This window comes from Nocardioides jiangxiensis (assembly GCF_030580915.1).
Lineage (GTDB): Bacteria > Actinomycetota > Actinomycetes > Propionibacteriales > Nocardioidaceae > Nocardioides > Nocardioides jiangxiensis.
In genome coordinates this window covers 947,521-961,089 of the sequence record NZ_JAUQTA010000001.1, presented here as the reverse complement: position 1 = coordinate 961,089, position 13,569 = coordinate 947,521, and the positions used below count along the sequence as shown (strand labels likewise).

Below are 13,569 nucleotides of genomic sequence, written 5' to 3'. Positions count from 1 at the left end.
TGTGCGGAGGCCGGCTGCGATGATCTCCCCATGACTTCCGGCACCCTCGTCCTCGCCGCGACGCCCATCGGCCGGGTGGAGGACGCGCCCCCGCGCCTCGCGACGGAGCTGGTGGCCGCGGACGTCATCGCCGCCGAGGACACCCGTCGCCTGCGCCGCCTGCTCCACGACCTCGGCGTCGAGACCGGGGCCCGGGTGCTCTCCTACTTCGAGGGCAACGAGTCGGGCCGTACGCCCCAGCTGCTCGAGCGGCTCCTCGCCGGACAGCGTGTGCTGCTCGTGACCGATGCCGGCATGCCGTCCGTCTCCGACCCCGGCTACCGGCTCGTGGCCGCCGCGGTCGAGCAGGGCGTGCACGTGACCGCGGTGCCCGGGCCGTCGGCCGTCCTCACCGCGCTCGCCGTCAGCGGGCTGCCCGTCGACCGGTTCTGCTTCGAGGGGTTCCTGCCCCGCAAGGCGGGGGAGCGGTCGCGCCGCCTCGCCTCGCTGGCACGGGAGGAGCGCACGATGGTCTTCTTCGAAGCCCCGCACCGCACGGGCGCGGTGCTCGCGGCGCTCGCGGAGGCGTTCGGCGGCGATCGGCCCGCCGCGGTCTGCCGCGAGCTGACCAAGACCTACGAGGAGGTCATCCGCGGGCCGCTGGCCGACCTGGTCGCGTGGGCCGAGGGGGAGGTGCGTGGCGAGATCACGCTCGTCGTCCAGGGAGCTCCCGGCGGTGCGAGCGTCGAGGCGGATCCCGCCGTCTGGCGTGACCTGGTGGCGGAGATCGAGGCCGAGGGCGTGACGCGCAAGGACGCGATCCTCGAGGTCGCCCGCCGGGCCGGCGTACCCAAGCGTGAGGTGTACGACGCGGTCCACCGCGGTTGACCCGGGGCGGTTCCGGGCATGCCCTAGCGTGGGCTCCATGACCGAGCGGCTCACGCAGTTCACCAACGACGGCCTCACCTTCGACGTCATCGACTCCGGTCCGCTGGACGGCGAGCCGATCGTGCTCCTGCACGGCTTCCCCGAGCGCGGCAACTCGTGGAACGCCGTCGCGCGCCTGCTCAACGACGCCGGCTACCGGACGTTCGCTCCGGACCAGCGCGGCCTGTCGCGGGGTGCCCGGCCGACGAGCCGCCGCGCCTACACGATGCGCAAGGTCGCCGGCGACGCCCGCGCGCTGATCGACGCCGTCGGCGGCTCCGCGCACCTGGTGGGCCACGACTGGGGAGCGGCGGCGGCCTGGGCGACCACGCAGTACCACCCCGACGCGGTGCGGACGCTGACGGCGGTGTCCGTGCCTCATCTCGGTGCGATGACGAAGGCGATGCTCACCTCCCGGCAGGGTGCGAAGTCCTGGTACATGGGCGCCTTCCAGCTCCCGTGGCTGCCCGAGCACCTGGTTGGCACCGCGCCGTTCGTGAAGTGGATCCGCGCCGGCGGCATGAGCGAGGAGCAGTACGCCCGCTTCCGTTCCGAGGTGGTCGAGGACGGTGCGCTGCGCACCGCGCTCAACTGGTACCGCCAGCTGCCGTTCAACGACCCGCGCGACGCCTCGATCCCGGTCGTCACCCCGACGACGTTCGTCTGGTCCGACGCCGACCTCTACATCGGTCGTCACGCCGCCGAGCTCTGCGAGCGCTACGTCACCGGGCCCTACCACTTCGTGGAGCTCACCGGCGTCTCCCACTGGGTCCCGACCGAGGCCCCGAAGCCCCTGGCCGACGCGATCCTGGAGCGTGTCCGCGGTGAGTGACCAGCCCCTGCGCCAGCGCTCCGCGACCGAGGAGAAGTCCGGGCAGAGGCGCAACCGCGAGCGTCCGCCGGCCCCGGAGCCGCTCCCGCACCCGGTGGTGGACAACCACTGCCACCTCGACATCGCCGACGGCGACGACTGGATCGCGCCCGGCGACGCCCTCGCCGCCGGTGACGCCGTCGGCGTGGGGCGCATCGTGCAGGTCGGGGTGGACCTCGCCGGCTCGCAGTGGTCCGCCGAGCTCGCCTCCACCCAGGAGCGCGTGCTCGCCGCGGTCGCGCTGCACCCCAACGAGGTCCCCCGGCTGGCCGAGGCAGGCCTGCTCGAGGAGCACCTGGCCGGCATCGAGGCGCTCGCGCGCGACCACGAGCGGGTCCGCTGCATCGGTGAGACCGGCCTGGACTTCTTCCGTACGTCCGGGGACGGACTGGCTGCGCAGGAGGAGTCGTTCCGGCGGCACATCGACATCGCGAAGCGCCACGGCAAGGCGCTGATGATCCACGACCGCGAGGCCCACGACGCCGTGCTGCGCGTGCTCGACAGCGAGGGAGCGCCCGAGCGCTGGGTGATGCACTGCTTCTCCGGCGACGCCGACTTCGCGAAGGCGTGCCTGGACCGCGGCGCTCACCTGTCCTTCGCCGGCACCGTCACCTTCAAGAACGCCGAAGGTCTCCGCGACGCCCTGCGCGTCACCCCGCGGGACCGGATCCTGGTCGAGACCGACGCCCCGTTCCTCACCCCGACGCCGTACCGCGGGCGTCCCAACGCGTCGTACCTGGTGCCGCTGACGATGAGGGTGATGGCCGAGGCGCGCGGGGACGACCTGGGCGAGCTGTGTGCCGCGGTGGACGCCAACACGGGGGCGGTCTACGGCTCCTGGTGACCCGTCCCGGGGGCGGTGGACGTGACCTTCGACAGGTCGACGCCGACTGGTTCGGGGCGCATGTGACCCGTGGGGCGGATGTCCCGGTATGTCCGTGACCCCTGCCACACCCCGGTGTGACGCTGCTTGCAACAGTTAGCAATTGGCCCCTGCTGGCGGTTAGGGTCGTCAGCGATGGCCGGTATCGGGCCGGGCCCACACGGCCCACCCCCGCGCTCCGCAGCTCTGAACTCGGGTCAGGCGGAGCGCTCCCGAGGACCGGACTCTTCAACGTCTGGAGACCTGTGCGCCCCCTCGCGCTGATCAGCAACAGCAAGCACCTGCTCATCGCCCTCGTGGCCGCCGCCGTGGTCGCCGTCGTCGGCACCGCCGTCGGATACGCCTCCCTCTCGCGTCAGATGACCCTCTCCCTGGACGGTCGGACCGAGACGATCCACACGATGAGCGGCACGGTCGACGACGTGCTCGCTGGTGAGGGCATCAAGGTCGGTGAGCACGACATCGTCGCTCCCGGTCTGGACGAGCAGGTTGCCGACGGTGCACGCATCACCGTCAAGTTCGGTCGTCCGCTCGACCTGACCGTCGACGGCAAGGAGGAGACCCGCTGGGTCCACTCCACCAACGTCGCCGACGCGCTCGCGGAGATCGGCCACCGCTACCTGGGCGCGGACCTCTCCGCCAGCCGTGGTGCGGACATCCCGCGTACCGGCATGGAGCTCACCGTCGCCACCCCGAAGAAGTTCTCGGTGAAGGTCGGCGACGGCGAGCGCAAGAAGTACGAGCTGGCCGGCGCGACCGTCGCCGACGTGCTCGACCAGCTGTCGGTCAAGGTCGACGACAACGACATCGTGAAGCCCAAGCTGGACCGTGTCCTCGAGGAGGGCATGAAGATCTCGGTGATCAAGGTCCGCGTCGTGACCAAGAGCATCAAGGGCGAGGTCATGCCCTTCGACACGGTCAAGCACGAGGACAGCTCGATGTACGAGGGTGAGACCAAGGTGACCACCCCGGGCGTCAACGGCATGCGCAACGTGACCTACCGCCTCGAGTTCCACAACGGCGAGCTCTTCTCGAAGAAGGTCGTCACCCAGGACGTCCTCGACACCCCGAAGGACCAGGTCGAGAAGGTCGGCACCAAGGCCGCAGCCGTCCCGTCGTACTCCGGCGGCCCGAACTGGGACGCCATCGCCCAGTGCGAGTCGGGTGGCAACTGGCACATCAACACCGGCAACGGCTACTACGGCGGCCTGCAGTTCTCCTACGACTCGTGGCTGGCCTGGGGCGGCGGCAAGTACGCCCCGCGTGCCGACCTCGCCACCCGCGAGGAGCAGATCGCGGTCGCGATGAACTACTACCACTCCGCCGGCCTCGCGCCGTGGGGCTGTGGCTACGCCGGCTGACAGCCGCGCTTCGTCGTGGGCCGCAGCGGCCCACTACGCTTCACCGCATGACTGACACCTCCGCCGGCCCCCGTCTCCTCGGGCCGGCGGAGGTTCGTGCACTGGCGGCTGAGCTCGACGTCCGTCCGACCAAGCAGCGCGGCCAGAACTTCGTCATCGACCCCAACACCGTGCGTCGCATCGTGCGCGAGTCCGGCATCACGGCCGACGACGTCGTCGTCGAGATCGGCCCCGGCCTCGGCTCGCTGACCCTGGCCCTGCTCGAGGTCGCCGGCCACGTGACGGCGATCGAGATCGACGAGCTGCTCGCCTCGCGCCTGCACCGCACGATCGAGGAGTTCGCACCCAACCAGGCGGCGAACTTCGGGCTCGTCGTCTCCGACGCCCTGCGGGTCCGCGAGGTGCCCGGGCCGGCGCCCACGGCGCTCGTCGCCAACCTGCCCTACAACGTCTCCGTGCCCGTGCTGCTGCACATGCTCCAGCTGCTGCCGAGCCTCGAGCGCGGTCTGGTCATGGTGCAGGCCGAGGTGGCCGACCGCCTGGCCGCCAAGCCCGGCTCGAAGGTCTACGGCGTCCCGTCCCTCAAGGCGGCCTGGTACGCCGACGTACGCCGCGCGGGGGCGATCGGCCGCAACGTCTTCTGGCCCGCTCCCAACGTCGACTCCGGCCTGGTGGCGTGGACCCGGCGCGAGCCGCCTGCGACCACCGCGACGCGCGAGCAGGTCTTCGCCGTGGTCGACGCGGCGTTCGCGCAACGGCGCAAGGCGCTGCGTGGGGCCCTGCGTGGCGTCGTCGGCAGCGCGGAGGAGATCGACGCGGCGCTGGCTGCCGCGGGCATCGACCCGCTGGCGCGTGGCGAGGCGCTGGTCATCGAGGACTTCATCCGGATCGCGGAGGGCCTGCCGGGCATCGTCGCGACCCGCAACTCCGCGAAGGCGTCGGATGACTGACCGCGTCACCGTCCGGGCACCCGCGAAGATCAACCTGCACCTGGGTGTGGGCGGCCCCCGTGACGACGGGTTCCACCCGCTGGAGACCGTCTACACCTCCGTCGGCCTGTACGACGACGTGGTCGCCACCCCTGCCACCGCCTGGTCGCTCTCGCTCGACGCGGCCGCCTACGTCGACGCCGACGGTGTGCCGCTGGACGACTCCAACATCGTCGCGGCCGCTGCCCGGGCGCTCGCCGACCTGCACGGTCGTGACGTCGTGGCAGCCGTCCGGATCGTGAAGGGCATCCCGGTCGCCGGCGGCCTCGCCGGCGGGTCGGCCGACGCGGCGGCGGCGCTCGTCGCCCTGGACCGGCTCCTCGACCTGCAGACCTCCGACGACGACCTGCTCCGCATCGCCGCCGACCTCGGCTCGGACGTGCCGTTCGCGCTCCACGGCGGCCATGCGCTCGGCACGGGCCGCGGCGAGGTCGTGGAGCCGCTGCCCGCCGGCGACGCGGTCCTCTGGTGGGTCGTCGTGCCGTCGACCTCCGGTGGTCTCTCGACCCCCGCCGTCTACCGCCACTACGACGGGCTCGCGCCCGCGGCGTCGCCCGTGCCCGCTCCGGCGACCGCCGTCGTGGAGGCGCTGGCCGCCGGCGACGTGCATGCGCTGGCGGAGGCCCTGCACAACGACCTGCAGGCGCCGGCGGTGGACCTGCGTCCCGACCTGGGCGAGCTGATCGCCCTGGGCGAGGCCAGTGGTGCGCTCCGCGGCCTGGTCAGCGGCTCCGGCCCTACCGTCGTCTTCCTCTGCGCCGGCCCCGACGAGGCCCGCGCGCTCGCCGGCGTACTCCAGGAGGACGGGCGCAGCGCACTCGTCGCCAACGGCCCCGTCGCCGGCGCCCACGTCGTTCACGGAATCTGAGGTCCGATCCACATGGCCAACCTGATCAGCCTCGAGAAGGTCTCGAAGTCCTACGGCATCCGCCCGCTGCTGACCGAGGTCTCCCTCGGCATCGCCGTGGGGGAGCGGGTCGGCATCGTCGGCCGCAACGGCGGGGGCAAGACCACCCTGCTCGAGGTGATGACCGGCCTGGAGGAGCCCGACACCGGTCGCGTGGCGATGAACCGTGGCCTGCTCATCGGCTACCTGCACCAGGGCGACGCCCTGCACGACGACCACACCGTCCGCGAGGCGGTGCTGCGCGGCAAGGCCGACCACGAGTGGGCCGCCGAGACCTCGACCCGGGAGATCGTCGAGGTGCTCCTCGCGGGTCTCGACCTCGACCGGGTCGTCGACGGCCTCTCCGGTGGCGAGCGCCGCCGCTGCTCGCTCGCCGCGCTGCTGCTCGACGAGTGGGACCTGATCGTCCTCGACGAGCCGACCAACCACCTCGACGTCGAGGCCGTCGCATGGCTGGCCCGGCACATACGGCAGCGCTCGTCGGCCCTGATCGTCGTCACCCACGACCGCTGGTTCCTCGACGAGGTCGTGGAGACCACGTGGGAGGTCCACGACGGGCAGGTCGACGCCTTCGACGGCGGCTATGCGGCGTACGTGCTGGCGAAGGCGGAGCGCGCCCGGCAGGCGTCGGTGACCGAGGCGCGCCGGCAGAACCTGATGAAGAAGGAGCTCGCCTGGCTGCGCCGCGGCGCTCCGGCCCGGACGTCGAAGCCCAAGTTCCGCATCGACGCGGCCAACCAGCTGATCGAGGACGTGCCGCCTCCCCGCGACCGCTTCGAGCTGCAGAAGTTCGCCACCCAGCGCCTCGGCAAGGACGTCGTCGACCTCGAGGACGTCGACCTGGTGCGGGGTGACAAGACACTGCTCTCGCACGCGACGTGGCGACTGGGCCCCGGCGACCGCGTCGGCATCGTCGGTGTCAACGGCGCGGGCAAGTCCTCGGTGCTCAGGCTGATCGCCGGTGAGCTCGAGCCGTCTGCCGGCCGGGTGAAGCGCGGCAAGACGATCGCGCTGCGCCAGCTCGCGCAGTCCGCCCGCGACGACCTGCCGCCCGACGCCCGCGTGCTGGGCACGGTGGAGGGGGTCCGTCGGGTGACCCGGACCGCAGACGGCGAGATCTCGGCGACGTCCATGCTCGAGCGGTTCGGCTTCACCGGCGACCGCCTGACCGCGCGCGTGGCCGACCTGTCGGGCGGCGAGCGACGGCGCTTCGAGCTGCTGCGTGCCCTGCTGGACGAGCCCAACGTGCTGCTGCTGGACGAGCCGACCAACGACCTCGACATCGAGACGCTGAACGTCCTCGAGGACTTCCTCGACGGCTGGCCGGGCACCCTGATCGTGGTCTCCCACGACCGCTACTTCCTCGAGCGCGTCACCGACACGGTCTGGGGCCTCATGGGCGACGGCCAGATCCGGCACCTGCCGCGCGGCATCGAGGAGTACCTCGAGCGGCGCGAGGCGGGGCTGCGCGCCGCGCCGTACGCGCCCGCCGCTGCCGCGAACACCTCGTCGGCAGCTGATCCTGCCCCCGCGGCTGCCAAGGCACGTGCCGGCGGCGCGGAGGAGCGCGAGGCGCGGAAGGTGCTGCAGCGCGTCGACAAGCAGCTGGCGAAGATCGCGGCCGAGAAGGGGCGCCTCGAGGCCGAGATGGCTGCCTCTGCCGACGACTACGCCCGCCTCGGCGCGCTCGCTGCCGAGCTCGGCGCCCTGCAGGACCAGGCTGACGAGCTCGAGCTGGAGTGGCTGGAGGCCGCCGAGATCCTCGGCTGACGCTCGCGAGCGACTCAGACCAGGCGCTGCATGAGCGCCCGCAGGAGCGTCGCGAGCTGCTTGTTGTCCTTGGCCGGCAGGTCGGAGAGGAGCTCTGCCTCCGCGGCGACGAGCGCCTCGAACGCGCCGTCGACGGCCTCGCGGCCCTCCGGGGTCAGGCGCACGAGGACGCCGCGTCGGTCGTTGGGGTCGGGCAGCCGCTCCACCAGGCCACGCGCCGCGAGGCGGTCGACGCGGTTGGTCATGGTGCCGCTGGTCACCAGCGTCTCCCGGATCAGTCGGCCGGGGGAGAGCTCGTAGTCGCCGCCGGCTCGACGGAGCGCGGCCAGGACGTCGAACTCCCAGGACTCGATCGCGTGGTCAGCGAACGCCGTACGTCGCGCCAGGTCCAGGCGGCGGGCCAGGCGGCCGATGCGGCTGAAGACCTCGACGGGCGTCAGGTCGAGGTCGGCACGCTCGCGCTGCCACGCCTCGACCAGCTCGTCGACCTCGTCCCGCATGGTCAGCATCCTGCCAGATGCCGAGGGCGATCGAGAATCTTGACGTCGAGAGAGTGCGTCAGGCCGCGACGGGCTGGTTCTTCACCAGCTTGGACTCGATGCGCTCGCGCGAGGGCCACCGCACGTCGCTGACCCAGCCGAGCTTCTGCAGCACCCAGATGGTCCGGGCCGACGTGTCGAGCTGGCCGCGCAGCACGCCGTGGCGGGCGCTGGTCGGGTCCGCGTGGTGCAGGTTGTGCCAGGACTCACCGCCCGACGGGATCGCCAGCCACCAGATGTTGGCCGACCGGTCGCGCGAGACGAACGGGCGGTCGCCGACGGCGTGGCAGATCGAGTTGATCGCCCAGGTCATGTGGTGCAGCAGGCCGACCCGGACGACGGTGCCCCAGAAGAACGCCGTCACGGCGCCCTGCCACGACCAGGTGAGAAGGCCGCCGAGCACCGGCGGGATCGCGAGCGAGATCGCGGTGAACGCCCAGAAGTTGCGGGAGATCCAGACGATGTCGCGGTCCTTCATGAGGTCGGGGGCGTACTGCCGCTGCGGGGTCTGCTCGGCGTCGAAGAGCCAGCCGATGTGTGCCCACCACAGGCCCTTGGCGAGGCCGCCGAGGCTCTCGCCGTACTTCCAGGGGGAGTGCGGGTCGCCGTCGCGGTCGGAGAACTTGTGGTGCTTGCGGTGGTCGGCGACCCAGCGCACGACCGGGCCCTCGACCGCCATCGAGCCGAGGACGGCCAGCGCGATCTTGACGGCGCGGTTGGGCTTGAACGACTTGTGCGTGAAGAGCCGGTGGTAGCCGACGGTGATGCCGTGCAGGGTCAGGAAGTACATCGGCAGCGCGATCGCCACGTCGACCCAGCTCAGCCAGCCACCCCAGGCAACCGGGATCGCAACGGCGAGCGCCAGCAGCGGGATCGCGATGAACAGGGTGAGGGCGAGGCGCTCGGCCCATCCCTGGGTCTCGCCGCCGCGGGTAGCGCTGGCGGGCAGGTCGTCGATCTCGGTCGCGAGGGACACGGAGTCTCCAGGGTGTCTCAGTCGGGTACGCCGGGAGGCGTCTCGGCGTGGTCAGGGTAACCCGGGCCCGTGTGACGGAGACAGGTGGACAATGTGTCCGAGACAACCCTTCACGGGTGATGCAAAGTTGGTTACCGGCGGGTAATAATCACGTCATGAGCGCACTTGGAACCCTCTGGGCCAAGACCAACGGTCTGCCCATGGGCAAGAAGATCTTCTCGACGCTGTACTCCCAGAAGGCGCCGTACTTCGCGACGATCCACGCGACCGTCACGGAGCTGCGTCCCAACTACGCCGAGCTGCAGCTGCCCAAGCGGCGTTCGGTGCAGAACCACATCGGCACCGTCCACGCGATCGCACTGTGCAACGGCGCGGAGATGGCCATGGGCGCCCTCGCCGAGGTGACCGTGCCCTCCGACAAGCGCTGGATCCCCAAGGGCATGTCGATCGCCTACACCGCGAAGGCCGACTCGGACATCACCGTGATCGCCGAGACCGACCCCGAGCAGTGGCAGAACGACGGCGACCTCGACGTCCGCGTGAAGGCCGTCACGACGGCGGGCACGGTGTGCTTCGAGGGCGTCATCAAGCTGTGGATCAGCAGCAAGAAGAAGTAATCCGCTCGTAACGCGACCCCGCTTCACTAGGCGCGTATCCGTTTCCCGTTCCCGAGGAGGAACTCATGAGCGAGACCACCCCGAACGCCGCAGACAAGGCGCGTCAGCAGGCCGAGGAGGCGCTGGCGAAGGCCAAGGCGCAGGCCGACGCCGCGCTGGCCCAGGCCAAGTCCCAGGCTGACGCCGCCCTCGCCCAGGCGAAGGAGGCGGCCGAGGTCGCCAAGGCCAAGGCCGAGGAGGCCTACGGCAAGGCGAAGACCCAGGCCGAGGAGAACTTCGCCAAGGCGAAGACTCTGGCCGAGGAGGCCACCGCCAAGGCGAAGACCTTCGCCGAGGAGGCCACCGCCCAGGCCAAGGGCGTCGCCGGAGGCCTGATCGAGAAGGTCAAGGGCTTCACGTCCTGATCTCCTGACGTACGGCGAGGGCCGCGGAGCAGTGCTCCGCGGCCCTCGCTGCGTCTGCGGGTGTGCCGGTCAGGCGGGGCGGCCCGGCGCCGCGGCACCCACCATCGGGACGACGAGCTTCTTCTCGCCGACGTACTTCTTCTGCGCCCAGGTCGCGAGCCACAGCAGCAGGAGGTTGACCGTCACGTAGAGGAGCGCCACCACGAGCACGGTCGGCACCTGGTTGTGCTGCTCGTTGTAGATCGCCTTGCCGACGTACATCAGGCCGGGGGCGAGGACGGCCGTGCCGAGGGCGGTGTCCTTCAGCGCGACGATGCACTGGGCGATGATCGCGGGGAACATGATCTTCACGGCCTGCGGGACGACCACGATCGACATCACCTGCGACTTGCGCATGCCGATCGCGTACGCCGCCTCCGACTGGCCCTTCGGGACGGCGTTGATGCCGGCGCGGAGCACCTCCGCGAGGACGGACCCGTTGTAGAGCGTGAGGGCGAGGACGACGGCCAGGAAGCCCGAGCTGTCCTCGTTGATGCCGAGGCGGTACCAGATGAAGATCATCAGCAGCAGCACGGGCGTCGCGCGGAAGAACTCCACGATCGCGGCCGCAGGCCACCGGATCCAGCGGCGCTCGGAGAGCTTGCCGAGCCCGAGGGCCGCACCGAGGAGGACGGCGCCGGCGATCGCGAGGACCGCCATCTCGAGCGTCTTCAGCAGGCCGTCGACCAGCAGCGCCTGCACGTAGGAGGGCGTCACGAACGCCTCCCACTTCGCGTAGGCGAACTGACCGTGCTCGTCGAGCCCCTTGATCACCCACGCTGCTGCGAGGAGGAGCAGGAGGGCCGCGAGCACGGAGTAGATGCGGTGGCGGGCCCGTGTGCGCGGCCCGGGGGAGTCGAAGAGGACGCTCGCGCTCATGCGGTCCTCCAGTGCTTCTCGAGGCGGTTGGCGAAGAAGGAGAAGACGAAGACGATCACGATGTAGCCCGCGGCGTACGTGAGGAAGATGGCGGGACGCTCCGAGGCGTAGTTGTTGGTCATGATCCGCATCTGGGCGACGGCCTCGCCCACGCCGAAGATGTAGGCGACCGAGGTGTTCTTGATCAGGGCGATGAGGGCACTGGCCAACGGCGGCACCGAGGCCCGGAACGCCTGCGGCAGGATCACCTGCGACATCGTGCCGCCGAAGGTGAGCCCGATCGCCCGGGCCGCCTCGGCCTGTCCCAGCGGCACCGAGTTGATCCCGGAGCGCAGTGCCTCGCAGACGAACGTCGAGGTGTAGAGCGTCAGGGAGACCACCGCGACCGCGAAGAACGAGGTGAAGTCGAAGGTGCCGATGTGCACCTGCACCCATCCGAAGCGGATGCCCAACATCGGAGCCGCGAACTGGAAGAGGGCGAAGACGACCACGAGCGGCGTGCTCCGCACGATCGTGACGTACCACCCGCCGACGACCCGCAGGACCGCGACCGGGCCGACGCGGCAGGCCACCAGGACCGTGCCGAGCACGAGCGAGAGGACGCCGGAGACGAGGAAGAGCATCAGCGTGTAGAAGAAGCTCTCCAGGTAGGCGTCGTAGCCGCTGGTCAGGAAGTCCACCGGTCACCTCCTGGGGTGGACGGGAGCCGGGCGGCCCGCTCGGCGAGCAGGCCGCCCGGTCTCGGGGTCAGGACTGGCAGGTGTCGAGCATGGGGGCGTCGGGGGTCTTCACACCCGAGGGCCCCAGGGTGTCCTCGAACGCCTTGGCCCACGTGCCGTCGTCGAACGCCTTCTTCAGCGAGTCGGTGATGAACGTGCACATCTCCGGGGCGTCCTTGCTGTAGCCGACGCCGATGCGCTCCTCGGAGAAGGGGTCGCCGACGACCTTCAGCTGGCCCTCGTTCTGCGCGGCGAAGCCAGCGAGGATCGTGCCGTCGGTCGACATGGCCTCCACGGTGCCGTCGAGGACCTTCTGGACGCACTCGGAGTAGCTCTCGAAGCCGACGCCCTTGGCGCCCTTCTCGTTGATCTTGTCGATCGAGGTCGATCCGGTGACCGAGCAGACCTCCTTGCCCTTGAGGTCCGCGATGTCCTTCACGGTGCTGTCGGCGGGCACCAGGAGCTGCTGGCCCGTCACCATGTACGGCCCCGCCTGCCCGACGACCTTCCGCCGCTCGGGCGTGATCGAGTACGACGCGAGGACCAGGTCGACCTTGCCCGCCTGCAGGAAGGGCTCACGGTTGTCCGAGATCGTCTCGACCCACTTCACGTCCTTGCTGTCGATGCCGAGGTCGGCCGCCAGGATCTTGGCCACCTCGACGTCGAAGCCCTCCGGCTCGTCGGCGGTGGCGCTCTTGAAGCCCAGGCCGGGCTGGTCGAACTTCACGCCGATGGTGATCTTGCCCGCCTTGCAGATCTCCGCGACGCGGCCGGTGAAGTCGCCGCAGCTCACGTCCTTGCCCGCCAGGTCCTTGCCGGTGCCCCCGCCTCCGGCGTTGCCACAGGCGGCCATGCTGAGCGCGAGGCCGCAGGCGGCCAGCACCGCCTTGGTCTTCATGAGGTGCATCTGCTTGTCCCTTCTCTGGTGGTCAGTGCTTGAGGATGTGGCCGAGGAAGTCGCGGGCGCGCTCGGACTTCGCGTGGGTGAAGAACTCCTCGGGAGTGCCCTCCTCGACGATCTGCCCGTCGGCCATGAAGACGACCCGGTCGGCGGCGGTGCGGGCGAAGCCCATCTCGTGGGTGACCACCACCATCGTCATGCCCCGCCCGGCGAGGTCGACCATGACGTCGAGGACCTCCTTGATCATCTCGGGGTCGAGTGCGGAGGTCGGCTCGTCGAAGAGCATCACCTTCGGCTCCATGGCGAGCGCGCGGGCGATCGCCACCCGCTGCTGCTGGCCGCCGGAGAGCTGCGAGGGGTACTTCGAGGCGTGCTTGGCGAGGCCGACGCGGTCGAGCAGCTCGGTCGCGATCTTCTCCGCCTCCGCCTTCGCCATCTTGCGCACCTTGACGGGGCCGAGCATGACGTTCTCGAGGATCGTCTTGTGGGCGAAGAGGTTGAAGCTCTGGAAGACCATGCCGACCTCGGCCCGCAGCTGGGCCAGCGCCTTGCCCTCCTGGGGCAGGGCACGTCCGTCGAGGGTGATCGTGCCGCTGCCGATCGTCTCGAGACGGTTGATCGTGCGACACAGGGTCGACTTGCCCGAGCCGGACGGCCCGATCACGACGACCACCTCGCCGCGCTTGATGCTGAGGTTGACGTCCTGCAGCACGTGCAGGTCGCCGTACCACTTCTCCACGTGGTCGAGGACGACGAGCGGCTCGCCCTGAGCGGCCGCCGGCGCCTCCGAGCTGAGCGCTGTCATGTC

At 70.6% G+C, this 13,569-nt stretch carries 15 protein-coding genes; 9 read left to right on the top strand and 6 right to left on the bottom strand.

Features of this window, described 5'->3' with window-relative positions; all coding sequences use genetic code 11:
- Positions 1 to 30 precede the first annotated feature (30 nt).
- The 7 genes from rsmI (at position 31) to Q5722_RS04755 (ending at position 7,687) form a co-directional block, all read left to right on the top strand.
- Positions 31 to 867, top strand: a complete 837-nt coding sequence (rsmI, locus tag Q5722_RS04785; RefSeq protein ID WP_305027070.1) for a 16S rRNA (cytidine(1402)-2'-O)-methyltransferase — start codon at positions 31 to 33, stop codon at positions 865 to 867.
- Positions 868 to 904: 37 nt separating this feature from the next.
- Positions 905 to 1,738: an alpha/beta fold hydrolase gene (locus tag Q5722_RS04780; protein WP_305027069.1), complete on the top strand. Its 834-nt coding sequence runs from the start codon at positions 905 to 907 to the stop codon at positions 1,736 to 1,738.
- Positions 1,731 to 2,621, top strand: coding sequence for a TatD family hydrolase (locus tag Q5722_RS04775; protein ID WP_305027068.1), 891 nt, complete (start codon positions 1,731 to 1,733; stop codon positions 2,619 to 2,621). The genes Q5722_RS04780 and Q5722_RS04775 overlap by 8 nt, the downstream gene beginning before the upstream one ends.
- Positions 2,622 to 2,905: 284 nt before the next feature.
- The gene (locus Q5722_RS04770) at positions 2,906 to 4,021 is read left to right on the top strand and encodes a resuscitation-promoting factor (protein ID WP_305027067.1); all 1,116 of its coding nucleotides are present in this window, start codon (positions 2,906 to 2,908) and stop codon (positions 4,019 to 4,021) included.
- 47 nt (positions 4,022 to 4,068) lie between these two features.
- Positions 4,069 to 4,971, top strand: coding sequence for a 16S rRNA (adenine(1518)-N(6)/adenine(1519)-N(6))-dimethyltransferase RsmA (rsmA, locus tag Q5722_RS04765; protein WP_305027066.1), 903 nt, complete (start codon positions 4,069 to 4,071; stop codon positions 4,969 to 4,971).
- A complete protein-coding gene (locus tag Q5722_RS04760; protein WP_305027065.1) occupies positions 4,964 to 5,878 on the top strand; it encodes a 4-(cytidine 5'-diphospho)-2-C-methyl-D-erythritol kinase in 915 nt (304 codons plus the stop codon). Before rsmA ends, Q5722_RS04760 begins: the two co-directional genes overlap by 8 nt.
- Before the next feature lie 12 nt (positions 5,879 to 5,890).
- Positions 5,891 to 7,687 (top strand): ABC-F family ATP-binding cassette domain-containing protein, encoded by a 1,797-nt coding sequence (locus Q5722_RS04755; RefSeq protein WP_305027064.1) that lies wholly within the window; start codon positions 5,891 to 5,893, stop codon positions 7,685 to 7,687.
- Between the two features lie 14 nt (positions 7,688 to 7,701).
- Here Q5722_RS04755 and Q5722_RS04750 read toward each other — a convergent pair whose 3' ends face one another.
- On the bottom strand, positions 7,702 to 8,187 hold the full coding sequence (locus Q5722_RS04750; RefSeq protein ID WP_305027063.1) for a MarR family winged helix-turn-helix transcriptional regulator: 486 nt from the start codon (positions 8,185 to 8,187) through the stop codon (positions 7,702 to 7,704).
- 58 nt (positions 8,188 to 8,245) lie between these two features.
- Entirely contained in the window at positions 8,246 to 9,202 is a 957-nt protein-coding gene (locus tag Q5722_RS04745; protein WP_305027062.1) for an acyl-CoA desaturase, read from the bottom strand.
- A gap of 155 nt (positions 9,203 to 9,357) precedes the next feature.
- Between Q5722_RS04745 and Q5722_RS04740 the strand changes: the two genes are divergently transcribed.
- Together Q5722_RS04740 and Q5722_RS04735 are read left to right on the top strand one after the other, a co-directional pair.
- The gene (locus Q5722_RS04740) at positions 9,358 to 9,819 is read left to right on the top strand and encodes a hotdog fold domain-containing protein (RefSeq protein ID WP_305027061.1); all 462 of its coding nucleotides are present in this window, start codon (positions 9,358 to 9,360) and stop codon (positions 9,817 to 9,819) included.
- A 65-nt stretch (positions 9,820 to 9,884) separates the two neighbouring features.
- Positions 9,885 to 10,223, top strand: coding sequence for a hypothetical protein (locus tag Q5722_RS04735; protein WP_305027060.1), 339 nt, complete (start codon positions 9,885 to 9,887; stop codon positions 10,221 to 10,223).
- A gap of 69 nt (positions 10,224 to 10,292) precedes the next feature.
- Here the strand turns inward: Q5722_RS04735 and Q5722_RS04730 are convergent, their stop codons facing one another.
- From Q5722_RS04730 to Q5722_RS04715, 4 genes are all read right to left on the bottom strand, one after another.
- Positions 10,293 to 11,141, bottom strand: coding sequence for an amino acid ABC transporter permease (locus Q5722_RS04730; RefSeq protein WP_305027059.1), 849 nt, complete (start codon positions 11,139 to 11,141; stop codon positions 10,293 to 10,295).
- Positions 11,138 to 11,821, bottom strand: coding sequence for an amino acid ABC transporter permease (locus Q5722_RS04725; protein ID WP_305027058.1), 684 nt, complete (start codon positions 11,819 to 11,821; stop codon positions 11,138 to 11,140). Before Q5722_RS04725 ends, Q5722_RS04730 begins: the two co-directional genes overlap by 4 nt.
- A gap of 67 nt (positions 11,822 to 11,888) precedes the next feature.
- A complete protein-coding gene (locus tag Q5722_RS04720; protein WP_305027057.1) occupies positions 11,889 to 12,767 on the bottom strand; it encodes a glutamate ABC transporter substrate-binding protein in 879 nt (292 codons plus the stop codon).
- A gap of 22 nt (positions 12,768 to 12,789) precedes the next feature.
- Positions 12,790 to 13,566, bottom strand: a complete 777-nt coding sequence (locus Q5722_RS04715) for an amino acid ABC transporter ATP-binding protein (RefSeq protein WP_305027056.1) — start codon at positions 13,564 to 13,566, stop codon at positions 12,790 to 12,792.
- Positions 13,567 to 13,569 lie beyond the last annotated feature (3 nt).